The following is a 24,771-nucleotide window of genomic DNA, read 5'->3' as shown; positions in this document are numbered from 1 at the left end:
GTATGACTCCGTTTTATCCACACGTCGCGTGTTATCCACAAACTTGCGGTCTGTCAGAGGGTTTGGTCAGTGCAGCGCACTACTATCGAAACTATGTTCGACTCGATGTCTGACCTGGATCCGGCCGACCTGGTCGCCACGATCGAGGCCACCCATCGCACGGAGTCGGTCCTGGTGGCGCAGCGCATGGCGGCGGTGGCGGCCTTGCTGCGGCAGCGCAGAGCCGCTGCCGAACTCGTCGAGGATCAGCCCGGTTACTCCGAGATCGACGGATTCGACCAGACCAAAGCCGAAGTGGCGGCGGCGATGAATCTATCGCCGCTGGCCGCCAGTTACCTGGTACTGGATGCCGAGGCTCTGGATACCCGCTTGCCGCAGCTTGCAGCCCTGCTGGCTGAGGGCCGCGTGGATTGGCGCACCGTGCGGTTGATCATCAGCCGCACAGCCCTGGTGGTCGATGACGAGTTGGTGGCCAAGTTGGACGGTGCGCTGGCGGCGCGGATTGGTAACTGGCGCAGTTGGTCGCGCCAGCGGATCGTCAACGAGGTCGACGCCGCGGTCAAAGGCATCGATCCCGACGCCGCGCGGGAGCGTCGTGAGGGTGCTGAGGATGACCGCCACGTCCGGATTGACGCCATGGACAACGGAATGGCCGAGATCTCAGGCACGGTCACCGCCACTGCCGCCACAGCGTTCGATCGGGTTCTGTCACAGCTAGCCAGGCAGGTGTGTGTGTCGGACCCGCGGACGATGGATCAGCGACGCGCCGACGCCCTGGGTGCGCTGGCACAGGGTCGCGTATTGCCGTGCCGCTGCGGTGAAGACGGCTGCCCGGCGGCGTCCGTCGGCACTGACCAGGCGCCGGGTGGTGCTCGCGTGGTGATCAATGTCGTTGCTGCCGAGCAGACCGTGCTGGGCGACAGCGCTCAGCACGGTTATCTGATGGGCTACGGCGTCGTGGACGCCGAACAGGTGCGCCAGTTGGTCGCTTCCGCTGCCGTGCACGTGGTCGATCCCTATACCAGTCCGATCCGGGCGCTGGATTACCAGCCGTCCGCGGCCTTGGTGCGCGCGGTACAGTGCCGGGATCTCACTTGCCGCTTTCCGGGATGCAGTCGGCCTGCCGTCCGCTGCGACCTCGACCACACCATCCCCTTCAATCACCAGGATCCTGACGCCGGCGGGAAGACGGTATTTGAGAATCTCAAATGCCTTTGCCGCCAACACCATTTGCTGAAGACCTTCGGCGGTTGGCGGGATCGACAGCTTTCCGATGGCACGGTGATCTGGACTTCACCAACCGGTCATGTCTATACCACTCAGCCAGCCGGTGCGGATCTCTTTCCGCAGCTGGGCGCACCGGTGTGCGCTCCGCCGGTCAAGAACAGACACAACAGATTCCGGCAACGAGCAAGCCGAATAAAGCAGGCGCGCAGACACAATCGCGAACAGCGGCCGGTCAACGAGAGACGCCGCTGGCTGGAAGAAGCTCGGAGACAGGAGCTGGCCAACCGCCGATTCCGCAACCGCATGCGCGACATGCTGGCCATTTTCAAGGGAACGCCGAGTACCAGTCCGTTCTGCAAGTGGGTGAACGATCCTCGCGAGCCCGAAGTGCTGCCAGACGACTGGCAGCCCGAGTTTTCGACACCGGATCCGCTGCCGGACGATCCACCCTTTTAGAACGCGGTGCCGGACCTGGTTAGGGTTTGCTTATGGCCGGACCGGTAGAGGGCATAAAGGTTGTCGAACTCGGGGTCTGGGTGGCGGGTCCGGCGACGGGCGGCATCCTGGCCGACTGGGGTGCAGACGTCGTCAAGATCGAACCGCCGAGCGGCGACCCCGGACGGCTGTTCGGCCGGATGCTCGGCTGCGACCTCGGCGTGAATCCTCCGTTCGAGATGGACAACCGCTCCAAGCGAAGCGTCGTGCTGGACCTCAGCACCGAGTCCGGCCGTGACGCAGCCTTCGAATTGCTAGCTGCGGCAGACGTTTTCGTTACCAACGTCCGCCCGGGTGCGTTACAACGCCTGGGTCTGGATTACGAGTCGGTGGCTGCGGTCAATCCGAGACTGGTCTATGGACTTATCACTGGGTACGGCGACACCGGACCCGATGCTGACCGCGCCGCCTACGACGTGGCGGCCTTCTGGTCGCGCGGTGGGATCGCTCATCTGCTTACCCGCCCCGGCGACTCACCGCCCTTTCAGCGCGGCGGCATGGGTGACCATTCGGCGGGCATGACTCTGGCAGCGGCGGTGTGCGCGGCCCTGCTGGCCCGCGAGCGCACCGGTTCCGGCCAACTGGTGACCACATCCTTGTACCGCCAGGGCGCGTACACCGTGAGCTTCGACCTCAACACTTACTTGCTCACCGGCCAACCGATCGCGATCGGGCAACGCGCCACGATGGGCAACCCCTGCATGAACAACTACGCGGCCGGCGACGGACGGCACTTCTGGATAGTCGGCCTGGAGGCTGACCGGCATTGGCCGGCGTTGTGCAGGGTCGTGGGCCGGACAGACTGGCTGGACGATCCCCGATACGCCGACGGTCGCGCCCGAGCCGTCAACGCCGTACAACTGATCGCTGCCCTGGACGAGATCTTCGCAACGAAATCGCTGACGGAATGGTCGGAACTTTTCGACGCCGAACCGGATTTCTTCTGGTCGCCGATAAACACCATCGAGGACGTGGTGGCTGACGAGCAATTCCACGCCGCTGGCGGAATCGTCGAGGTGCCGGACGGCGATTCCTGCGTGCCGATGGTGGCCACACCTGCGGACTTCCACGGAACACCCTGGTCAGCGCGTTCGGTAGCCCCGAAGCTCGGTCAGCACACCGACGAGGTACTCGCCGAAATTGCCGCCCGCCGAAAAGCCTGAGGACCCGCGGACGCTTTACAAATTTATGTAAAACTGTCACGCTGTCCAGTGACCCGGGCCGCCCGATCGACGGCCACGGCGACAGCCCATGACAGCGCGACAGGCCACGCGAACGCACCGGTCCGGGTGTGGCGGTTGTGGCAAGAGGAACGGATCGATGGTCACTCAAACGTTCGACATCAGCGGTCAGCCGGCCAAGCGCGCACACCAGCATTTCGCCGAGGGGCAGGTGCAGCGGCATCGGCTGGACGTTATTGCCACCAGTCCCGGTGACGTCGTGCAGACCACCGGCGGCTGGCTCTTCGACCGGGTGATGGCGGGCTGGCAGGTGCACGTGTTCCTTCCGGGCGGCGGCACCGCACAGCCGCTACGAATCCTCGGCGTACAGGTGCTGGATCTGGAATCGGCACTGGACCCGTCCGGCCCGATGAGCCAAAGCCTTGCCGTCAGTGCCGAGGCGTTCACCGCCCACGAATGCGTGCGTGAGCGTGTGCGCAAGGCGCTGGACAATCGGCTGACCGAAGTTGCGCTGTGGGGCCAAGGCTGGCCCCTCGGGGTAGACCGGGGCCTGGTCCGGACCCAGTACCAGCTCAGTGCGGCGGCCCGAGCCTTCAAAGGACAGGCGTTGCGCGCCGCTGGAATCCCTTACCAGTCAATCGATCCCACCGAAACCGTGCTGACCGACTCGGCCTGGCTGGGCTAACCGGATGGCGATGAAGAAATACTTCGGCCACACCCTGCTCTACCTGCACGAAACGATCGACCTGGGATCCGGCCGGAGTGACGTCTTCACCGAAGTCTTCGTCGACACCTATCGACCTATGATGGAACAGCTTGGCGCAAGGTTGTTCTCGATCTGGGAGACCACTGCCTACAACGGGCACTGGCCGCAGGTGACGATCATCTGGGAGATCGACGCGTTCGCGGATTACGCCAGGATCGGTGCCGCGCAGGCACGCGGCGGTAGCCACGAGGCCGCCGCGGGCAAGTGGGCGACCTTTCTGGCCGGCATCGGTGCCAGGGGGGAAGGCCGGATCATGTACGCCGCACCCAGCAATAGGAACCTGTCCCAGCTACAGGACGCCAATTTCGATGCGACACTGGTGATTCAGGAGATCATGCAGACCAAGCCCGGCCGGCAGGACGACTACATCCGCGAACTGGAGCGGCTGTACGTGCCGTGGTCGGAGAGCACTGGAAAGCATTGGCTCGGGTCGTTCACCACGACCTTTCGCTTCAACGAGGTGATCCACTACTGGGCGCTGGAGGGTGGCTGGGAGTGCTTTGCCAACCACTACCCGTCCTGGAAGGACAGCCCACCCGCCGAGATCGTCACGTGGATGAGCGTGGCGCCGGCCCTGCGGGATGGCTGGGAGGACTCGATCCTGCAGGCGCTACCGCCTTCACCACTGCAGTGAGCTTCTCCTACGACCCCTTCGACGCGGAGGTGATGGCGAACCCGCTGCCGTATTACCGGACCTTGCGTGACCAGTATCCGATCTACTACATGCCGCAGTGGGACACCTTCGCGTTCTCCCGGTTCGACGACGTCTGGCGGGTGCTGGAAGTCAACGACGGCACCTTCGTCGCCTCGGAAGGGACGTTGCCCGCGGCGTCAGTGCTGGCACAACACAATTCCGGACCCGTGCCGGACCCGCCACTGCACCCGTTGCCGTTCCATGCGGTATTCGATGCGGGTCTGTACGGCGAGATCCGGCGAGCGCACTCGCAACCCCTGCGGCCCAAGTCGGTCATGTCGCTGGAGACCCGGATCCGCACGCTGGCCAACGAGCGCCTCGACGTGCTGCTGCCGCAGGGATCGTTCGACCTCACCCAGGATTACGGCGGCATCGTGGTTGCCTCGATCGTCTGCGAGTTGCTGGGCTTACCAACAGATCTCGCGCCGCAGGTACTGGCCGCGGTCAATGCCGGCAGCCTGGCCGAGCCCGGTGAGGGGGTCGACACCGCTGAGGCTCGGCCGAACTACCTGGAATTCCTGGTCCCGGTGGTGGAACGGCGGCGTGCGGAGCGAAGCGGAGCATTACCCGTCGTCGACGGCTTGCTCGACTACCACCTGCCCGACGGCAGCGCGCTCAACGACATCGAAGTGGCCACCCAAATGTTGTGCATCTTCATCGGCGGCACCGAAACCGTCCCCAAGATCGTCGCCCACGGCCTGTGGGAACTCAGTCAGCGGCCCGAGCAACTGGCGGCAGTGCGCGCCGACCCGACCACCAATGTGCCGATCGCCCGCGAAGAGATGATCCGTTACTGCGCACCGGCGCAATGGTTCGCGCGAACCGCGCGCAAGCCCTTCAGTATTCGCGGCCAGACCGTCGAGCCGGGCCAGCGTGTCATCACGCTTCTTGCATCGGCGAACCGCGACGAACGGGAGTACCCCGATCCCGACGAGTTCATCTGGGACCGGCCCATCAAGCGTTCCCTGGCGTTCGGGCGTGGCCAGCACTTCTGCATCGGCTACCATCTGGCCAGGCTGGAAGTTGCGGTCCTGATTCAGGAATGGTTGCGCCGGGTCCCCGACTTCGCCGTCCGCGGCCGGGACGCGAAACGGTTGCCCTCGAGTTTCCAGTGGGGATGGAACAACATCCCGGTGGAGGTCTGACGTGTGGTCCTACCGGATCATCGCCCCGTATCTCTTCGAGCGCACCGCGATCGCGGACAAGACAGCAGATTCTCTCGTGGATCGCCAAGTGCTGCTTCGCTTTCAGGCCGCGGGTATCTGCGGCAGCGACCTGCCCGGTTTCCGCGGCACCCAGGGGCGGCTACCGGGTGACGACGGCCGCAGCGCCGCGGAGAAGGACGGCTTCCCGATCCACGAGGTGGCCGGTGAAGTGATCGCCAGTCGCCATCCCGACCATCGACCGGGCGACCTCGTAGTGGGCTGGGCATCCGGATTCGACGGCATGATGGAGCGGGTGGTATGCGACGGCGACGGTCTAGCCGCCTACGACACCGCGCTCACCCCGGCTCAGGCGGTGGGTCTGCAACCACTGGCTTGTGTGCTCTACGCCTGCGAACAACTGCCTGACCTGTCCGGCCGGCACGTGGCCATCATCGGGCAGGGTTCGATCGGCTTGCTGTTCTCCTATGTGGCCAAAGCTTTCGGTGCCCGGCGTGTGACCGGGATCGACCCGATTGACCGCGAGAGCCTCTCGCCCGCCTTCGGTGTCGACGACGCGGTGCGCGCCACCAGTGACAGGTGGGTGAGCCGACTGGTCCCGGGGGAGCGAGCGGACGTGGTGATCGAGGCAGTCGGACACCAAGTCGCGACCCTGGGACACGCTATCGACGCCGCCGCACTCGGCGGCACGGTGCTTTATTTCGGCGTCGCGGACGACGAGATGTACCCGATCAACATGCGGACCATGCTGCGGAACAACTTGACGCTGAAATCCGGTGTGACATTGGACCGTCGGCGAGTCCTGCAAGCAGCCGGCAAGTTCGTCGCCGAACATCCCGAGTTGTTGGAGACCTACCTCACCCACACCTTCGCCGTCCACCAGATTCAGCAGGCCTTCGAACTGGCCTGCCAACCGGTGCCCCAGCGGGTAAAGATCGCGATCGCCGGATGAGTGTCTTCCGTGCTGCCAGAAGCGGCGACGCCCAGGGGCCAATCTGGGGCGGCTGGATCACCGGACCCACCCTGATCGCACCGGAGGAATTCGCCCGCGCTGGTTACGATTACGTCGCCTTCGACACTCAGCATGGTTATCTTGATGACGCTGACGTTGCGAATCTGTTGCGGCGCCTGGAACACGTGCCGGTCGCGACCGCCGTCCGGTTACCCAATGCGGATCCCGCTCCCATCGGGCGCGTGCTCGATGCCGGGGCCGACGCCGTCATCATCGCCATGGTCGAGTCGGCGGCCCAGGCCACCGCAGCCGTCGCGGCCACCCGCTATCCGCCGGTTGGGGTACGCAGCTTCGGTCCGCTCCGAGCCAGCCTGGGGCATGACCCCGCCGCGCTGGAATCCCGGACCGCTGTCTTCGCGATGATCGAGACCGCCGCGGCGTTGTCCGGGATCGAAAGCATCTGTGCGGTACCGGGTTTGACCGGAATCTACGTCGGACCCGCGGATCTGGCCATCTCGATGGGCGAGGATGTCGTCGGTGCCGCCAACAACGAGAGGGTGCTGGACGCGATCGCCCGGATCCATCGTGTGGCTACCGGCGCCGGGCTGGTCACCGGCATCCACGCCGGGGACGGCAAGGCAGGGAACACGATGGCGCAACTGGGCTTTCACATGATTACGCTCGCATCCGAGTCGCAGGCACTGCGTCGGGGGGCGGCCGAACATCTGCGCGAGGCCACCGCGCAATGAGCCACCCATCGGAGGTGCCGTCGCCATGACGCGAGTCGCGTTGGTCACCGGAGCCGCTGGCGGACAGGGCTGGGCGATCGTGCAAAGGTTGCGTGCCCAGGGGTATTCCGTTGCGGCTTGTGACGTCAGAGTCGAGGAACTGAACAATGCGGTCGCTGGGCTGGGTGACCACGAGGTGCTCAGCATTCCTTTGGACGTCACCGATCCGGTGCAGTGGGAGGCCGCGGTCACCGACGCCGTCGATCGATTCGGGGAACTCACCACGCTGGTCAACAATGCCGGCATGCTGCATCGCGCGCCGTTGGCCGACGAGACGGTCGCTGACTTCGAAAACTCTTGGCGGATAAACTGTCTGGGTGCATTCCTGGGGATGCAATCCGCGCTTGCTTACCTCAAACGGGCGCAGGCCGCCGCGATCGTGAACATCTGCAGTACCGGGGCGATCCGGCCGTTCCCGCAACACTGCGCCTACGGGTCGGCGAAGTGGGCGCTGCGCGGCCTGACTCAGACCGCCGCCGCCGAACTCGCACCGGCCGGCATCCGCGTCAATGCGGTCTTTCCCGGCCCGGTGGCCACCCCGATGCTCGAGGACGGCGTGCAGCAACGCCTGGCTGCGGTGGCCATGTTCGGCCGGCTAGGGCGTCCCGCCGAAATCGCCGACGCGGTCGCGTTCCTGGTTTCCGAAGAAGCCTCGTTCATCACCGGATCGGAACTGGTCGTCGATGGTGGGCAATGCCTGCAGATCCGCTGAGTATCGGGCACATCGACCGGTTGGACCCCGTGTTGCGCGAGGTCGCGATGACGCGGACGGTCTTCACTGCGGATGCGATCCCGCTGATCCGAGAATCGATGAACCAGCGGCGATTCGAAGCGGCACGACAGGACTCGGCCGGGGTGATGATCGAGCACGCGGTCGCCGAAACCGTGCCGGTGCGTATCTACCGGAGCGTTGCCGGCACGACACCGGTGGTCGTCTACTGTCACGCGGGCGGATTCGCGGTGGGCAATCTGGATACCGACCATCGACAGTGTCTGGAACTCGTGCGCCGCGTGGGGTGTTCCGTGGTTTCGGTGGACTACCGGCTGGCACCCGAGCATCCCTACCCGGCAGCCCTGCAGGACGCGTCAGCTGTCCTCAACTGGGTGGCGGACAACGCGGTTCACCTGAACATGGATCCTGATCGGCTCGCGGTCGCCGGTAGCAGTGCGGGTGCCGGCCTCGCCGCGGGTCTGGCGCAGCTGGCTGCCGACGGTGAGTTGCCGCCCGTGGTACTCCAACTGCTCCATCAACCGGTGCTCGATGATCGCCCCACCGCTTCTCGGCGGGAGTTCCGGGATACTCCCGCGTTCGACGGTGAAGGGGCCGAACTGATGTGGCGCCATTACCTGGGTGACCAGCCGGCGCGTGCGCCCGCCGTGCCCGGCCGGCGCAGCCGATTATCCGGTTTCGCACCGGCATTCATCACCTGCGCGGAGATCGACCCGTTTCGTGACGAGGCAGTGGAATACGCCTTGCGGCTACTGCGCGCCGGTGTCTCGACTGAGTTACACGTCTTTCCGGGCGCCTGCCATGGGTTTGATTCGCTCTTGCCCGAATGGTCGGCGTCGCAGCGCCTGTTCGCGTTGCAAGGCGATGCGCTGGCGCGGGCGTTCAGAAGGTGATGAGCTGACGCACGGCGGTGCCGTCGGCCAGGTGGTCCATCGCCTGGTTGATGTCGTCAAGCCGAATTGTCGACGACACCAGGGATTCCACCGGAAGACGGCCAGATTGCCACAGTGAGACAAACCGGGGGATGTCGCGGCTGGGCACCGCTGAACCGAGATAGCTGCCGATCAGTGCGCGGCCCTCGGCGACAAAACCCAACGGCGACAGGCTGACCCGGGCATCCGGCCGGGGCAGACCGACGGTGACGGTGCGCCCACCCGGTGCGGTCAGCGCGACCGCCGTCTCCAACGCTGCTGGGTGGCCGACGGCTTCGACCACCACGTCGGCTTTGATGCCCTCCACCTGCTCCGGGGTATAGGTTTCGTGTGCTCCTAAACTGGTTGCCGCCAAGAGTTTTTCGGGCAACTGGTCGACGCCGATCACCCAGACGTCGTCATAGGTGAGTGCGGTGAGCACCGCCGCCATGCCGACGCCGCCGAGTCCCACGACGGCCACCGACTGACCCGGCCGGGGGTTTCCCACGTTGAGCACGGCACCCCCGCCGGTCAGCACCGCACAGCCCAGCAGCGCCGCGACGCCGGGTGGCACGTCGGGCGGCACCGCCACCGCGCTGGCGCGGTTGACCACGGCGTGCGTCGCGAAACCCGAGACGCCGAGATGGTGGTACACCGGGCGACCGTCCCTACTCAACCGGATCCCGCCGCCGAGCAGGGTCCCGGCGTTGTTGGCGGCGCTGCCCGGTCCGCACGGCGTGAGCCCCTCGGTCGCGCAGGCGGCGCACTGACCGCAGCGCGGCAGGAACACCAACACCACCCGCTGACCGACGGGCAGGTTATGCACTCCGTCGCCGACCGCCTCGACGATTCCCGCCGCTTCGTGCCCCAACAGCATCGGCACCGGACGCACCCGGTTGCCATCCACGACCGACAGGTCGGAGTGACAGACGCCGGCCGCCTCGATGCGGACCAGCACTTCGCCGCGGCCGGGTTCGTCCAGGCCGACGTCACCAATGCTGATCGGTTGCGATTCGGCGTACGGGCGAGGCGCCCCGATTCGCTCCAGCACCGCGCCGCGGATGTGAAACATGTTGGAATACAACCATGACGTCAGTTCCGGACACGGGCAAGCTCACCAGTGCCGACTTTCCGGTGCACTGGCCGGTCCCGACCCGCTGGGCCGACAATGACATGTTCGGCCACCTGAACAACTCCGTCTACTACCAGCTTTTCGACACCGCGATCAACGGCTGGATCGCCACTGGCGCCGGCGTCGACCCGCTCACCATTCCCGAGTTGGGCATTGTTGCCGAGTCGGGTTGCCGGTACTTCGCCGAACTGGGCTTTCCGGAGAGCCTCCGGGTGGGCCTGGCCGTGACGCGACTGGGTCGCAGCAGTGCCACCTACCGACTCGGGATTTGGAAGGCACAGACCGCAACCGACGAACCTCAGCCGATCGCCGCGCTGGGGCACTGGGTGCACGTCTATGTCGATCGAGTGAGCCGCAGGCCCGTGCCGATTCCCGACGCGATCCGGTCCTTGCTCGCCACCGCCTGCGTGAGTTAGGCGGCGGCCGCCGCACGTATGCTTCGCCAATGCCAGTTATGAGCAAGACTGTCGAGGTCAGCGCCGACGCCGGCGCGATCATGGGCATCGTCTCCGACATCGAGCGGTACCCGGAATGGAACGAAGGCGTAAAAGGCGCCTGGGTGCTGGCCCGCTATGACGACGGCCGCGCCAGTCAGGTGCGCCTCGACACCAACATCAACGGCTTCGAAGGCGTTTATATACATGCTGTGTATTACCCGGGCGAAAACCAGATCCAGACGGTGATGCAACAAGGGGACCTGTTCGCCAAGCAGGAGCAGTTGTTCAGTGTCGTGCCCACCGGCCCCACCAGCCTGTTGACGGTCGACATCGACGTGGAGCCCAGCATGCCGGTACCGGCCCCGATGGCGAAGATGCTGCTGAACCAGGTGCTGGATCAGCTGGCCGCCAACGTCAAGCAGCGCGCGGAGCAACTGGCTACGAATTAAAGATCCCGGTCCGGTCCAGCGTCTCGGTCAGCCGGCGGGCTGCGTCGGTGAACTGCCACACCGTGTGTTCGACCACGGCGGCGGCGTCGCGGGCGTGTAGCCCGGCGATCAGGCGACGGTGATTGTCGATCGCGGATGCGCCCCACTGCGGGTCCGCGGCGTACAGCTGCGCCGGCATGTAGCGGGCGGCGTTCAGTAGGAACCAGGCCAGTTTGATCCGTCCGCTGGCCTGATTGAAGACGCGATGGAAAGAGAACTCGAGCGAGGCGATCGCCTCGGCGTCAGCGGCTGCCACCGCCGCCGTGAGCAGGTCATTGATGCGCTCCAGCTCAGCGATGTCGTGCTCGGTGATCCGGTTGGTGGCAGTGACCGCCAGTTGCCGCGCAATGGTGGCCTGCAACCAGAAGATGTCTTCAATGTCCTGACGAGTGAGCGGCAGCACCACGTGCCCGCGGTGTGGTTCCAGCTGGACCATGCCCTCACCGCGGAGCTTCAGCAGTGCCTCACGCACCGGGGTGATACTGACGCCGAGTTCTGCGGCGGTCTCGTCGAGCCGGATGAAGGTGCCCGGGCGCAGTGTCCCCGACATGATCGCGGTGCGCAGGTGGCCGGCCACCTCGTCGGACAGCTGTGCCCGGCGCAGCGACCGGCGTCGTCGAGGCTTCGACGATGCAGCCGATAACGGTGCGTTCACGTGGCCTGCCAGGCCTTTCAGCGGCTTATATGGGTCTCGGCTCAGCTCTTGTTAAGGACTATCCGGGCCGTTAATGTGACCCAGACAACACATGTTTTATCAAATATCAGCCTGGCGCAAGCGGTGCGTATGTGAAGTAAAGGCACCGAGGGGACTGAAGGGACCTAGTTGACCGCGCAACTGGCCGGCCACCTGACTGAGACGTCGGGGCGGGCCCAACCCCAAGCTCTCGAGCAGCCCTACCTTGCCCGTCGGCAGAATTGGGTCAATCAGCTCGAGCGGCACGCCTTGATGCAGCCCCAGGACCCGGCGCTGCGATTCCTCGGCCGCACGCTGACCTGGTCTGACCTGCGGCAGCGGGTGGCGACGCTGGCCGGGGCGCTGAGTCGCCGCGGGGTCGGCTCCGGTGACCGGGTGATGATCCTGATGCTCAACCGCGTCGAATTCGTCGAATCGGTGCTGGCAGCCAACATGCTCGGGGCCATCGCCGTCCCGCTCAATTTCCGGCTCACCCCGGCCGAGATCGCGTTCCTGGTGGAGGACAGCCAAGCGCGGGTGGTGGTCACCGAGGCAGTGCTGGCTCCGGTGGCGACCGGAGTCCGCGCGATCGCGCCACTGCTGGATTTGGTGATCGTGGCGGGCGCCGCGGCCGGGTCGACATCCGATGAGGGTGTCTTCTTCTATGAAGACCTTATGAATGAGGCGGGCGAGCAGCCCGCCCCGGTGGACATCGCCAACGAATCGCCGGCGCTCATCATGTACACCTCGGGCACCACCGGAAGGCCCAAGGGTGCCGTGCTGACGCACGCCAATCTGACCGGCCAGACGATGACGATGCTTTACACCAGCGGCGTCGACCTCAATAACGACGTCGGCTTCATCGGTGTCCCGCTTTTCCACATCGCTGGCGTAGGCAACCTGCTGCCCGGGATGCTGCTGGGCGTCCCCACGGTGATCTATCCACTCGGTGCATTCGATCCGGGACAACTGCTCGACGTGCTGGAAGCCGAGAAGGTCACCGGCCTGTTCCTGGTTCCCGCGCAATGGCAGGCGGTGTGCGCCGAGCAGCAGTCCAAGCCACGTAACCTGCGGCTGCGCGTGATGTCGTGGGGTGCCGCGCCCGCCCCAGATGTGTTGCTGCGGCAGATGTCTGAGGTATTCCCCGGCGCTCAGATCCTGGCCGCCTTCGGCCAGACGGAGATGTCACCGGTGACCTGCATGCTGCTCGGCGACGACGCGATCCGCAAACGCGGATCCGTCGGCAGAGTCATCCCGACCGTGGCGGCGCGCGTCGTCGACGACGACATGAACGACGTGCCGCTGGGCGAGGTCGGCGAGATCGTCTACCGCGCACCCACATTGATGAGCGGTTACTGGAACAACCCGGAAGCCACCGCGCAAGCGTTCGCAGGAGGCTGGTTCCACTCGGGAGATCTGGTCCGGATGGACGCCGACGGCTACGTCTGGGTGGTCGACCGCAAAAAGGACATGATCATCTCCGGTGGCGAGAACATCTACTGCGCCGAGGTGGAAAACGTTCTGGCAAGTCATCCCCGCATCGTGGAGGTGGCGGTCATCGGCCGGACGCACGAGAAATGGGGCGAGGTGCCGATCGCGGTGGCTGCTGTAACGGACGGACCCCTTCGGATCGAAGAGCTAGGTGAGTACCTGACCGAGCGGCTCGCGCGTTATAAGCATCCCAAGGCGCTCGAGATAGTAGACGCACTGCCCCGCAACCCCGCCGGGAAGGTCCTCAAAACTGAACTGCGTATGCGCTTCGGAGCCCACGACGGCACCGAAAATCGTGCTGCTGCAATGGATTCTGCGTCATGAGGGAAAGTCGACGGGCCGGAAAATGTTTGCCAGGTGCTGACGCGATGTCAATTGCCGAGTTGGTATACACACCTGACCGACCATCGGGTACATTCCTGTGGTCTCCGTTACTACCTGTCGGTAGGGAGCCGTTGGTCACACACGTAGGGTCGGGGCAAGGAGGGGGCGTGCGACATCATTCGCCGCAGCGCCGTCGTATCGGTGCTCCCACTGTGAGGGGGCAATTGTGACGACATCCTCGCGTCCCCGTCTGCTGGGCTACGTGCGCGATCAGCTCGAGACGCCGCTGACGATGATCGGCGGGTTCTTCCGGATGTGCGTGCTGACCGGTTCGGCTCTGTTCCGCCGACCGTTTCAGTGGCGTGAGTTGATTCTGCAGTGCTGGTTCATCATGCGGGTCGCCTTGCTTCCCACGATCATGGTCTCCATTCCGTTGACCGTGCTGCTGATCTTCACCCTCAACGTGCTGCTCGCTCAGTTCGGTGCCGCCGACCTCTCCGGTGCGGGCGCGGCGATCGGCGCCGTGACCCAGCTCGGACCGCTGACCACGGTGCTCGTCGTCGCCGGCGCCGGTTCCACCGCCATCTGCGCTGACCTCGGTGCCCGCACCATCCGCGAAGAAATCGACGCCATGGAGGTGCTGGGCATCGATCCCATCCACCGCCTGGTGGTGCCCCGGGTGATCGCCGCGACCGTCGTCGCGTTGCTACTCAACGCCCTGGTGATCACCGTCGGTCTGGTCGGGGGCTACCTGTTCGGCGTCTACCTGCAGAACGTTTCCGGTGGTGCCTACCTGGCCACCCTGACCACCATCACCGGGCTGCCCGAGGTGCTGATCGCCATGATCAAGGCCGCGACGTTCGGGTTGATCGCGGGACTGGTCGGCTGCTACCGCGGACTGACCGTCAGCGGTGGGTCCAAGGGCCTAGGAACCGCAGTCAACGAAACCGTGGTGCTGTGCGTGGTCGCGTTGTACGCAGTCAACGTCATCTTGACCACCATCGGGGTTCGATTCGGGACGGGGCGCTGAGATGTCGACAGCAGCGGTAGTCCGCGCGCGGTTCCCGCGAGCAGTAGCCAACGTCAATCGGTATGCGGGCGCAGTAACCCGAGGAGTCGACGAGTCCGGCCAGTTGGCCTGGTTCTTCATGACCAGCCTGGGCCAGATTCCGCACGCCATCAAGAACTACCGCAAGGAGACGCTGCGCCTGATCGCCCAGATCGGCATGGGCACCGGCGCCATGGCTGTCGTCGGCGGTACCGCAGCGATCGTGGGCTTCGTGACTTTGTCCGGTAGCTCGTTGGTGGCCATCCAGGGCTTCGCCTCGCTGGGCAACATCGGTGTCGAGGCGTTCACCGGGTTCTTCTCCGCGTTGATCAACGTGCGAATCGCCGGGCCGGTGGTGACGGGTATCGCCCTGGCGGCGACCGTGGGCGCCGGGGCGACCGCGGAGTTGGGCGCGATGCGAATCAGCGAGGAGATCGACGCGCTGGAAGTGATGGGCATCAAGTCGGTCTCGTATCTGACCTCGACCCGCATTGTCGCCGGACTGGTCGTGATCATCCCGCTGTACGCGCTGGCGATGATCATGTCGTTCTTGTCGCCGCAGATCGTCACAACGGCGTTGTACGGGCAGTCGACAGGTACCTACGAGCACTACTTCCGAACGTTCCTGCGTCCCGACGACGTGTTCTGGTCGTTCCTGGAGGCGATCATCATCGCGGCCATCGTGATGGTGACGCACTGCTACTACGGGTACAACGCCGGCGGCGGGCCCGTCGGTGTCGGTGAGGCTGTTGGCCGATCGATGCGCTTCTCGCTCGTATCGGTGCAGATCGTGGTTCTGTCCGCCGCGTTGGCGCTCTACGGCGTCAACCCCAACTTCGCACTGACGGTGTAGCGACATGACGGGTCCGCTGAAAACCAACAAGATCAAGAGCCCGCCCTACAAGACCGTGGGCCTGGCCGCTTTCCTGGTTTTGTTGCTCATCTTCACGCTGGTGTACTTCCAGTTCCGTGGCGACTTCACGGCGAAGACCAAATTGACGATGTGGTCCGATCGAGCGGGTCTGGTGATGGACCCCGGCTCGAAGGTCACCTACAACGGCGTTCAGATCGGTCGGGTCGGCGACATCCAGGAGAAACTCAAGGACGGTAAGCCCGCGGCCAAATTCACGTTGGAGATCTACCCGGAGTACATCGGTCCCAACGGGGTTGTGCCGGAGAACGTGGACGCACAGATCAAGGCGACCACGGTGTTCGGTGGAAAGTACGTGTCGCTGACGACGCCAAAGGATGACAAGGGCAACGTCATCGCCCGCGGTCACCTGACCGGCAAGAACGTGCTGAATGCCTCGGGCGTCACGACGGAGATCAACACGGTATTCCAGACCCTGACCTCGATCTCGGAGAAGGTCGACCCGGTCAAGCTGAACCTGACCTTGAGCGCGGCCGCGCAGGCCCTCACCGGATTGGGCGACAAGTTCGGGCAGTCGATCGTCAACGGCAACGCGGTCCTCGACGACATCAACCCGCAAATGCCGCAGGCTCGTCGCGACATTCAGCAGCTAGCAGCCCTGGGTGACGTCTATGCCGACGCCGCTCCCGACCTGTTGGACTTCCTCAACAATTCGGTGACTACGGCCCGCACTATCAATGCCCAGCAGCGCGACCTCGACCAGGCGTTGTTGGCGGCGGCCGGATTCGGCAACACCGGCGCCGACATCTTCGAGCGCGGCGGACCGTACCTGGCGCGCGGCGCAAAAGACCTGACGCCCACCGCGCAGTTGCTGGATACCTACAGCCCCGAGCTGTATTGCACGCTGCACAACTACCACGATGTCGAGCCCACGGTCCGCACCTTCCTGGGCGGCAACGGCTACTCGCTGAACACGCACTCGGAAATCTTGTCCGCCCTGGGCGCGCTCCTGAACCCTGTCTCGCTGGTACCGCTGCTGCTCTCGCAGGTCGGTGGTCTGGCCGCGGGTCTCGTCGGTGGGGCGCCGAACCCGTACACGTACCCCGAGAACCTGCCACGAGTGAACGCACGCGGTGGGCCCGGCGGTGCGCCAGGTTGCTGGCAGCAGATCACGCGTCAACTCTGGCCCGCGCCGGAGTTGGTGATGGACACCGGAAACAGCATTGCGCCCTATAACCACTTGGACACCGGTTCGCCCTACGTACTCGAGTACGTCTGGGGCCGTCAAGTAGGGGATAACACGATCAACCCATGAAAATCACCGGTACCCTCGTCAAACTCAGCGCCTTCGCGCTGGTGCTGCTGCTGTTCAGCATCATGATCATCATCGTCTTCGGGCAGATCCGATTCGACCGGACCAGCTCCTACAGCGCCGAGTTCAGCAATATCAGCGGGTTGCGCAACGGGCAGTTCGTCCGCGCGTCCGGGGTGGAGATCGGCAAGGTCAGCAAGGTTGAGCTGATCGACGGCGGCCACCGGGTGAAGGTGAACTTCAACGTCGACCGCGAGATCCCCCTCTATCAGTCGACCACCGCGCAGATCCGGTATCTCGACTTGATCGGAAACCGTTATCTGGAACTCAAGCGGGGCGAGGGTGACGGAACGAACAAGATCATGGCGCCAGGCGGGATGATTCCCCTGTCGCGGACGTCTCCGGCGCTCGACCTGGACGCGCTGATCGGCGGTTTCAAGCCGGTGTTTCGCGCCCTGAATCCGGACAAGGTGAACACCATCGCCGCGTCACTGATCACCGTCTTCCAGGGCCAGGGCGGAACGATCAACGACATCCTCAATCAGACCGCAGAGCTCACCTCCCAGCTCGCCGAGCGTGACCAGGCAATCGGTGAGGTGATCAAGAACCTGAATACCCTGCTGGATACGACGGTCCGGCATCGCAAGGACTTCGACCAGACCGTCAACAACCTCGAGGTGCTCATTACTGGACTCAAGGACCACGGCGACCAGCTCGCGGGTGGTACGGCGAATATCAGCAACGCCGCCGGAACGGTGGCCGACCTGCTGGCTGAGGACCGAGCGTCTCTGCACAAAGCGTTCAAGTATCTCGACACAATCCAACAGCCGCTCATCGACCAGCGGGAACAGCTCAACGACTTCCTGCACAAGGTGCCGGCCGCGTTGAACCTGATCGGTCGCAGCATTGGCTCCTACGGTGACTTCGTCAACTTCTATTCCTGCGACATCAGTCTCCGCATCAACGGCCTGCAGCCTGGTGGGCCGGTCCGCACCGTCCGGCTCTTCCACCAGCCGACAGGGAGGTGCACGCCCCAATGAGAACGCTGGAACCCCCGAATCGCTTGAAGATCGGGCTGATGGGCATTGTGGTGACCTTGCTGGTCATCGGGGTGGGCCAGAGCATCACGAGCGTGCCCATGTTGACGGCCAAGCCCTATTACTACGGGCAGTTCACCGACACCGGCGGTCTCAACAAGGGCGACAAGGTGCGCATCGCAGGTATGGATGTCGGCAAGGTCGAGGCCATCAAGATCGATGGCGACCACATCGTGATGAAGTTCTCGATAGGTACCGAAAGCATCGGCACCGAGAGCCGACTGAACATCCGCACCGACACGCTGCTGGGTAAGAAGGTGCTCGAGATCGAGACGCGCGGCAACCAGCCGTTGCGGCCGAATGGCGTGCTGCCGCTGGGTCAGAGCACCACGCCCTACCAGATCTACGATGCCTTCCTGGACGTCACCAAAGCGGCCACCGGCTGGGACATCGACACCGTCAAGAAGTCGCTGCATGTGCTGTCGGAAACCATCGACCAGACCTACCCGCAACTCAGTCCGGCCCTCGACGGCGTGGCAAAGTTCTCCGACACGCTCGGCAAGCGCGACGAGGAGATCAAGCACCTCCTTGCCCAGGCCAACCAAGTGGCCAGCGTCCTGGGCGACCGTAGCCAGCAGGTGGACCGGCTGCTCGTCAATGCCAAGACCCTGCTTGCAGCGTTCAACGAGCGTGGTCGCGCAATCGACGCGCTGCTCGACAATGTCGCCGCGTTCTCGACGCAGGTGCGGGCCGTGATCAACGAAAACCCGAACATCAACCATGTGCTCGAGCAGCTGCGCATCCTCAGCGACGTGCTCGTCGAGCGCAGGGAAGACCTGGCGAACGGGCTGCAGATGGTTGGCGGGTTCCTCCCGTCGTTGAACGAATCCATCGCCTCCGGACCGTTCTTCAAAGTGGTCATTCACAACCTGGTGCCTGGCCAGATCATCCAGCCGTTCATCGATGCCGCATTCAAGAAGCGCGGGCTGGACCCCGAGCAGTTCTGGCGCAGCGCGGGCCTGCCGGCCTACCGGTTCCCCGACCCGAATGGCACCCGATTCCCCAACGGGGCGCCACCGCCTGGGCCGCTGGTACTGGAAGGCACTCCGGAGCATCCGGGCCCTGCGGTACCACCTGGGTCGCCCTGCTCCTATACACCGCCTGCCGACGGCCTGCCCCGGCCGGAGAATCCACTGCCCTGCCTCGGGTTGAATGTCGGCCCGTTCGGTGGGCCTGGCTTCCCGGCGCCCTTGGACGTCCAGGTCGCGCCGCCGAACCCGAACGGAGTTCAGCCGGCACCGGGCATCCCGATCGCTGGGCGGCCGGGCGACCCCGCACCTGACGTGCCGGGCACGCCGGTGCCGCTCCCGCCGAGCTCACCACCGGGTGCACGCACCGAGCCAATCGGACCGGCGGGTCCGGTAGCACCGCCGTCGACATTCGCACCTGGGTTGCCCCCAGGCCCCCCGGCACCGCCCGGACCTGGGAACCAGTTACCCGCACCGTTCATCAACCCTGGTGGTACTGGCGGTAGTGGCGCGGCGGGAGGTAGCGAGAATTGAGCACCATCTTTGATGTCCGCAACATCCGCCTTCCGCGGATGTCCCGGGCCACGGTGATCATCGCCTCGCTGGTGGTGGTGCTGGCCCTGTTGGCCGCTTACTTCGGTTGGCAGCTGTATCAGAAGCTGACAACCAACACCGTCGTCGCGTATTTCACCCAGGCGCAAGCGTTGTATGCCGGGGACAAGGTCCAGATCATGGGCATGAAGGTCGGCACCATCGACAAGATCGAGCCGGCCGGCGACAAGATGAAGGTCACCTTCCACTACGAGAACCAGTACAAGGTTCCGGCCAACGCTTCTGCGGTGATCCTGAATCCGACCCTGGTCGCCTCTCGCGCGATCCAGCTGGAACCGCCATACAAGGGTGGGCCGGTACTGGCCAACAATGCGGTCATCCCGCTCGAGCGCACCCAGGTCCCGGTGGAATGGGACGAGCTGCGCAACAGCATCACGAACATCATCTCCAAGCTGGGCCCCACGGAGGCGCAGCCCAAGGGTCCGTTCGGTGAAGTCATCGAGTCCTTCGCGAACGGTCTGTCCGGCAAGGGCAAACAGCTCAACACCACGCTGGACAATTTGTCGCGGGCGCTGACCGCCTTGAACGAGGGTCGCGGCGACTTCTTCGCAGTCGTTAAAAGCCTGGCGTTGTTCGTCAACGCGCTGCACCAGGACGACAAGCAGTTCGTGGCGCTCAATCAGAATCTGGCCGACGTCACCGGACGACTCGCGAGTTCCGACCAAGCCCTCGCCCGGGCTATTCGGCAATTCGACGAGTTGCTGACAACGGTTCGTCCCTTCCTGGATCAGAACACCGAGGTGCTGACGCACGACGTCAACAACCTGGCGACCGTCACCAACACGTTGCTGCAGCCCGCGCCACTGGACGGGTTGGAGACCGCCCTGCACGTGCTGCCAACGGCTGCTGCCAACGTCAACCAGATTTATCACCCCTCACACGGCTCGCTGGTAGCCGTCCCGGAGATCACCAGCTTCGCCAACCCCATGCAGTTCATCTGCAGCTCGGTGCAGGCCGGAAGCCGACTGGGATATCAGGAGTCTGCCGAATTGTGTGCGCAATACCTGGCGCCGATCCTCGACTCAATCAAGTTCAACTATTTCCCGTTCGGTCTGAACACCTTCAGTACCGCAGAGGTGCTGCCCAAGCAGGTTGCGTACTCCGAGCCGCGGCTTCAGCCGCCACCGGGATATAAGGACACGACCGTGCCAGGGATCTGGGTGCCCGACACCCCGCTCTCACACCGCAACACCCAGCAGGGCTGGGTGGTCGCGCCCGGCATGCAGGGGCAGCAGGTGGGACCAATCACCGCCGGGTTGCTGACGCCGGAGTCCCTCGCGGAGCTGATGGGGGGACCCGACATTCCGCCAATCCAATCCACGCTGCAAACGCCGCCGGGACCGCCCAACGCGTATGACGAGTATCCCGTCGTGCCGCCGGTCGCGTTGAATGCTCCGGTGCCGGTGCAGCCGCCACCGCCGGGTCCGGGGGTGGTCCCCGGACCGGTAGCTCCGACACCGGCGGCCCCGGGGCCACCGCCAGCACCGGTCGGCGCACCGCTGCCGGCTGAGGCTGGAGGTCAGTGATGGGCGTGCTGCGTAAGGCCCGCCACCGCACCTGGCAGGTGTTGGTCTTGTTGGTAGCCAGCGCGATGCTGAGCTCCTGCGGGTGGAAGGGAATCTCCCAGGTGCCGATTCCGGGTGCGCCCGGCAGCGGGGACGGGGCCTACGTGGTTTACGCGCAGGTCCCCGACACCTTGGCGATCAACGGCAACAGCAAAGTGATGGTCGCCGACGTCGAGGTGGGCTCGATCCGCAAGATCGAGCTGAAGAACTGGATCGCCACCCTGACGCTCGGCTTGAAGAAAGACGTCAAGCTTCCGAAGAACTCGCTGCTGAAGATTGGCCAGACAAGCTTGCTGGGGTCACAGCACGTCGAGTTGATAAGCCCGGATAAGCCGTCCAAGGAGACCCTCCGGAATGGCGACCTCATCCCGCTGAAGAACTCGTCCGTCTATCCCAACATCGAGCAGACGCTCGCGGTGGTCTCGCTGATCCTGCGCGGGGGCGGCATCCAGAACCTGGAAGTGCTACAGAACGAGGTCTACGCGATCTTCAAGGGACGCGGAGAGCAGATCCGGGGCTTCCTGAACAAGCTTGACACCTTCACTCGGCAACTGAACGAACAGCGCAACGACATCACTCACGCCATCGACTCGACGAACCGGCTACTGGGTTACGTCGGTAATCGCAACGATGTGCTGGAGCGGGTGCTAACCGACTTCCCGCCGTTGCTCAAGCACTTCGCCGACACCAAGAACCTGCTGATCAACGCCGTCGATTCGGTCGGTCGGTTGAGCGGGGCCGCTGACCAGTACCTGTCGGAGGCGCGGCCCAGTCTGCACACCGATCTGGTAGCGCTGGAATGCCCGCTGCGGGAACTGGGTCGTGGTTCGCCGTACCTGATCGGCGCATTGAAACTGATCCTGACGCAGCCGTTCGACATCGACACGGTGCCGAAGATCTTCCGCGGTGACTACCAGAACGTAAACGCGACGCTGGACGTGACCCTTAGCTCGGTCGACAACGCGGTGCTCAGCGGGACTGGCTTCTCAGGGCTCCTTCGCGCAATCGAGCAGTCGTTCGGGCGCGATCCCGAGTCGATGATTCCTGACATCCGCTACACGTCGAACCCGAACGACGCACCGGGCGGGCCGCTGGTGGAAAGGGCGGAGCGAGGCCAATGCTGACACCGTTCATCAAACGCCAGCTGTGGATTTTCCTGGCACTGACCGTGGCGGCGCTGTCCGTGCTGGGCATCTACTACCTACAGATACCGACGTTGGTGGGCATCGGACGCTATGACCTCAAAGCCGAACTTCCGGCATCGGGCGGCCTGTACCCGACGGCGAATGTGACCTACCGCGGCATCACGATCGGCAAGGTCACCGAGGTCCAGCCGACACCCACCGGTGCCCGGGCGATCATGAGCATCGACAGCCGGTACAAGATTCCGATCGATGCGACTGCCAACGTGCACTCGGTTTCCGCGGTCGGCGAGCAGTACCTAGACCTGGTGTCCGAAGGTAATCCCGGTAAATTCTTCGCCTCGGGCCAGACCATCACGAAGGGCACGGTGCCCAGCGAGATCGGTCCGGCTTTGGATACCGCGAACCGCGGGTTGGCGGCATTGCCCGAGGAAAAAATTCCGGTGCTGCTCGACGAGACCGCCATGGCCGTCGGCGGCTTGGGTCCTGCGCTGCAGCGGCTCACCGACGCCACTCAGGCACTCGTCGGCGACTTCCGCAACCAGATCGGCGACATCAACGACATCATTCAGCACTCCGGGCCGATCCTGCAGAGTCAGGTCGATTCGGGTGGTGCGATCCAGCGGTGGGCGCGCAACCTCAACACGTTGGCCGCGCAGAGCGCTGCTGAGGATCAGCACCTGCGCAGCGTGCTGACCCAGGCAGCGCCGACGGCCGACCAGGTGAACGCGACGTTCACCGGCGTGCAGGAGTCGCTGCCGCAGACGCTGGCAAACCTCGAGGTTGTCTTCGAGATGCTCAAGCGTTACAACAAAGGTCTCGAGCAGGTAATGGTCTTCTTGCCGCAGGGCGCGTCGATTGCCCAGACAGTAGCGGCGCCGTTCCCGAACATGGCCGACCTTGACCTGGCGCTGGCGATCAATCAGCCGCCTCCGTGCCTGACCGGCTTCATCCCGGCGGACCAGTGGCGTTCGTTTGCCGACACCAGCGTGCAGCCGTTGCCAGTCGGCACGTACTGCAAAATTCCCATGGATACACCGTCGAACAGTGTGCGTGGGTCGCGCAACATTCCTTGTGTGGACGTGCCCGGCAAACGGGCAGCCACGCCGAAGGAATGCCGCAGCCCCAAGCCGTACGAGCCCGCAGGTACCAACCCCTGGTACGGCGACCCGAACCAGCTGCTGAGCTGCCCGGCGCCCGCGGCGCGCTGTGACCAGCCGGTAAAGCCGGGTCTGGTGGTTCCGGCGCCGTCAGTGAACAACGGATTGAACCCGCTGCCGGCCGACCGGCTACCTCCGGGCGGCCAAACGCCACCACCGATGAGCGACCCGCTGACGCGACCCGGTACCGGCGCCGTGCGGTGCAACGGGCAACAACCCAACCCCTGCGTCTACACTCCGGGCGGGCCCCCCTCTGCGACCTACAGCCCGCAGAGTGGCGAGCTGGTGGGCCCAGACGGGGTTAAATACTCCGTCGAGAACTCGACCAAAACAGGAGACGACGGATGGAAGGAGATGCTGGCGCCAGCCGGCTGAACCCCATCAACGAGAACGATTCGCTGAGCACGGAAGCATCGGGCGAGGTTTCGAAAGATTTCGAGACCGATGCTGAGCTGAGTACTGCTGCCGAGGCTGAAGCGCCGGACAACGCGGCGTCGGGGTCCGAGAACGCGTCGGGGTCCGAGAACGCATTGGAGTCCGAGGAAGCAGGGGAAACCGAGAACGCGTCGGAGTCAGATGAAGCGTCGGGGTCTGAGAACGCATCGGAATCCGACGAAGCACCGGCTGATGGACCGGGCGTCGCACGCCGTCCCTCTCGGGTGAATCGCGCGTGGTTGGCAGGTATTGCAGCCGTGCTGCTCCTCGCGGCCGGGGGTATCGGTGCCGCTGGGTATTACGCATTGCGCTCCCACCAAGACATCCAGGCGTTCGCGCGCAACGACGCGGCCGCTTTAAAGGCGGCCAAGGAATGTGTGGCAGCGACGCAGGCGCCCGACACCGGCAGCATGGCCGCCAGTGAACAAAAGATCATCGACTGCGGCACCGACCAATACCGCACCCAGGCACTGCTTTACAGCAGCATGTTGGTTCAGGCGTATCAGGCCGCGAACGTGCACCTGCAGGTGTCCGACATGCGGGCGGCGGTCGAGCGCAACAATCCGGACGGTTCTGTCGACGTCCTCGTGGCGCTTCGCGTGAAGGTATCCAACGATCAGGCCGAGAACCAGGAGACCGGTTACCGGTTGCGCGTGAAGATGACGCCTACCGAGGGCACCTACAAGATCTCCAAGCTCGACCAGGTGACGAAGTGACGGTGGTGGTCGACGACATTCAGACCACGGACACCGCCCAGGATTTACCCGAGAAGGCCGCGGCTCCGTGGCGGTTGCGGGCCGCCGCATTCTCCGTCGACGTCCTGCCGGCGCTGGCCGTCGTCGTCACCATGACGCTGACCTCGTTCGTTCTGCCGTCCCGGGACGTGTGGTGGTGGACGTGCATGTCCGTCCTCGGAGCGGTCGTCCTGCTGATGCTGGTGAACCGGTTGTTGCTGCCGACGGTCACGGGCTGGAGCGTTGGACGCGCGCTGTTCGGCATCGCGGTGGTCCGGCGGGACGGGACGCGGATCGGCCCGTGGCGCTTGCTCGTCCGGGAACTGGGCCACCTGCTCGACACTGCGGCTTTGTTTCTCGGCTGGTTGTGGCCGC

23 protein-coding genes and 1 pseudogene are annotated in these 24,771 nt (G+C 64.6%); 22 read left to right on the top strand and 2 right to left on the bottom strand.

Annotated elements, in window-relative coordinates; translation table 11 throughout:
• Positions 1–93 precede the first annotated feature (93 nt).
• The 9 genes from A5636_RS15965 to A5636_RS15925 all read left to right on the top strand — a co-directional run bounded on the left by A5636_RS15965 (position 94) and on the right by A5636_RS15925 (position 8,889).
• Positions 94–1,683: an HNH endonuclease signature motif containing protein gene (locus A5636_RS15965; protein WP_065159617.1), complete on the top strand. Its 1,590-nt coding sequence runs from the start codon at positions 94–96 to the stop codon at positions 1,681–1,683.
• 32 nt (positions 1,684–1,715) lie between these two features.
• On the top strand, positions 1,716–2,885 hold the full coding sequence (locus A5636_RS15960) for a CaiB/BaiF CoA transferase family protein (protein WP_065159616.1): 1,170 nt from the start codon (positions 1,716–1,718) through the stop codon (positions 2,883–2,885).
• Between the two features lie 157 nt (positions 2,886–3,042).
• Positions 3,043–3,588: a hypothetical protein gene (locus A5636_RS15955; protein ID WP_065159615.1), complete on the top strand. Its 546-nt coding sequence runs from the start codon at positions 3,043–3,045 to the stop codon at positions 3,586–3,588.
• Positions 3,589–3,598: 10 nt separating this feature from the next.
• A complete protein-coding gene (locus A5636_RS15950; protein WP_065159694.1) occupies positions 3,599–4,303 on the top strand; it encodes an NIPSNAP family protein in 705 nt (234 codons plus the stop codon).
• Positions 4,300–5,508, top strand: a complete 1,209-nt coding sequence (locus tag A5636_RS15945; RefSeq protein ID WP_065159614.1) for a cytochrome P450 — start codon at positions 4,300–4,302, stop codon at positions 5,506–5,508. Before A5636_RS15950 ends, A5636_RS15945 begins: the two co-directional genes overlap by 4 nt.
• A gap of 1 nt (position 5,509) precedes the next feature.
• The gene (locus A5636_RS15940; RefSeq protein ID WP_065159613.1) at positions 5,510–6,478 is read left to right on the top strand and encodes a zinc-binding dehydrogenase; all 969 of its coding nucleotides are present in this window, start codon (positions 5,510–5,512) and stop codon (positions 6,476–6,478) included.
• Positions 6,475–7,227, top strand: coding sequence for an HpcH/HpaI aldolase family protein (locus A5636_RS15935; protein WP_065159612.1), 753 nt, complete (start codon positions 6,475–6,477; stop codon positions 7,225–7,227). The genes A5636_RS15940 and A5636_RS15935 overlap by 4 nt, the downstream gene beginning before the upstream one ends.
• Positions 7,228–7,252: 25 nt before the next feature.
• Positions 7,253–7,978, top strand: coding sequence for an SDR family NAD(P)-dependent oxidoreductase (locus A5636_RS15930; RefSeq protein ID WP_065159611.1), 726 nt, complete (start codon positions 7,253–7,255; stop codon positions 7,976–7,978).
• Positions 7,960–8,889, top strand: a complete 930-nt coding sequence (locus tag A5636_RS15925; RefSeq protein WP_065159610.1) for an alpha/beta hydrolase — start codon at positions 7,960–7,962, stop codon at positions 8,887–8,889. The genes A5636_RS15930 and A5636_RS15925 overlap by 19 nt, the downstream gene beginning before the upstream one ends.
• Here A5636_RS15925 and A5636_RS15920 read toward each other — a convergent pair.
• Entirely contained in the window at positions 8,879–9,979 is a 1,101-nt protein-coding gene (locus tag A5636_RS15920; RefSeq protein ID WP_065159609.1) for an alcohol dehydrogenase catalytic domain-containing protein, read from the bottom strand. The genes A5636_RS15925 and A5636_RS15920 overlap by 11 nt on opposite strands.
• Before the next feature lie 14 nt (positions 9,980–9,993).
• Here A5636_RS15920 and A5636_RS15915 point away from each other — a divergent pair, with 14 nt between their 5' ends.
• A complete protein-coding gene (locus A5636_RS15915) occupies positions 9,994–10,455 on the top strand; it encodes an acyl-CoA thioesterase (RefSeq protein ID WP_065159608.1) in 462 nt (153 codons plus the stop codon).
• Between the two features lie 29 nt (positions 10,456–10,484).
• Positions 10,485–10,925 carry an SRPBCC family protein gene (locus tag A5636_RS15910; RefSeq protein WP_065159607.1) on the top strand — a complete coding sequence of 147 codons (441 nt, stop codon included), beginning with the start codon at positions 10,485–10,487 and terminating at the stop codon, positions 10,923–10,925.
• On the opposite strand, the gene A5636_RS15905 is transcribed toward A5636_RS15910, so the two are convergent.
• Entirely contained in the window at positions 10,915–11,619 is a 705-nt protein-coding gene (locus A5636_RS15905; protein WP_065159606.1) for a GntR family transcriptional regulator, read from the bottom strand. The genes A5636_RS15910 and A5636_RS15905 overlap by 11 nt on opposite strands.
• Before the next feature lie 168 nt (positions 11,620–11,787).
• Here A5636_RS15905 and fadD5 point away from each other — a divergent pair.
• From fadD5 to A5636_RS15850, 11 genes and pseudogenes are all read left to right on the top strand, one after another.
• Positions 11,788–13,466: pseudogene (fadD5, locus tag A5636_RS15900) on the top strand (fatty-acid--CoA ligase FadD5); the annotation flags it as partial.
• Positions 13,467–13,744: 278 nt separating this feature from the next.
• Positions 13,745–14,482 carry an MlaE family ABC transporter permease gene (locus A5636_RS15895; protein ID WP_437339839.1) on the top strand — a complete coding sequence of 246 codons (738 nt, stop codon included), beginning with the start codon at positions 13,745–13,747 and terminating at the stop codon, positions 14,480–14,482.
• A 1-nt stretch (position 14,483) separates the two neighbouring features.
• A complete protein-coding gene (locus tag A5636_RS15890; RefSeq protein ID WP_065159603.1) occupies positions 14,484–15,353 on the top strand; it encodes an MlaE family ABC transporter permease in 870 nt (289 codons plus the stop codon).
• A 4-nt stretch (positions 15,354–15,357) separates the two neighbouring features.
• Positions 15,358–16,686, top strand: a complete 1,329-nt coding sequence (locus tag A5636_RS15885; RefSeq protein ID WP_065159602.1) for an MCE family protein — start codon at positions 15,358–15,360, stop codon at positions 16,684–16,686.
• Positions 16,683–17,723 carry a virulence factor Mce family protein gene (locus A5636_RS15880; RefSeq protein WP_065159601.1) on the top strand — a complete coding sequence of 347 codons (1,041 nt, stop codon included), beginning with the start codon at positions 16,683–16,685 and terminating at the stop codon, positions 17,721–17,723. Before A5636_RS15885 ends, A5636_RS15880 begins: the two co-directional genes overlap by 4 nt.
• Positions 17,720–19,282 (top strand): virulence factor Mce family protein, encoded by a 1,563-nt coding sequence (locus tag A5636_RS15875; RefSeq protein ID WP_065159600.1) that lies wholly within the window; start codon positions 17,720–17,722, stop codon positions 19,280–19,282. The genes A5636_RS15880 and A5636_RS15875 overlap by 4 nt, the downstream gene beginning before the upstream one ends.
• On the top strand, positions 19,279–20,886 hold the full coding sequence (locus tag A5636_RS15870; protein WP_065159599.1) for a virulence factor Mce family protein: 1,608 nt from the start codon (positions 19,279–19,281) through the stop codon (positions 20,884–20,886). Before A5636_RS15875 ends, A5636_RS15870 begins: the two co-directional genes overlap by 4 nt.
• Positions 20,886–22,049, top strand: a complete 1,164-nt coding sequence (locus A5636_RS15865) for a virulence factor Mce family protein (RefSeq protein WP_065159598.1) — start codon at positions 20,886–20,888, stop codon at positions 22,047–22,049. The genes A5636_RS15870 and A5636_RS15865 overlap by 1 nt, the downstream gene beginning before the upstream one ends.
• Positions 22,043–23,602, top strand: a complete 1,560-nt coding sequence (locus A5636_RS15860) for an MCE family protein (protein ID WP_065159597.1) — start codon at positions 22,043–22,045, stop codon at positions 23,600–23,602. Before A5636_RS15865 ends, A5636_RS15860 begins: the two co-directional genes overlap by 7 nt.
• Entirely contained in the window at positions 23,572–24,378 is an 807-nt protein-coding gene (locus A5636_RS15855) for an Mce protein (RefSeq protein WP_065159596.1), read from the top strand. Before A5636_RS15860 ends, A5636_RS15855 begins: the two co-directional genes overlap by 31 nt.
• A partial coding sequence (locus A5636_RS15850) for an RDD family protein (protein ID WP_172827250.1) occupies positions 24,375–24,771 on the top strand: 397 nt, incomplete at its 3' end. The genes A5636_RS15855 and A5636_RS15850, both read left to right, overlap by 4 nt.

Origin of the sequence: Mycobacterium asiaticum (assembly GCF_001673315.1) — a bacterium.
Taxonomy (GTDB): Bacteria; Actinomycetota; Actinomycetes; order Mycobacteriales; family Mycobacteriaceae; genus Mycobacterium; species Mycobacterium asiaticum_B.
Note: the sequence above shows the minus strand (reverse complement) of the source record. Positions and strands in the feature narration are given on the sequence as shown.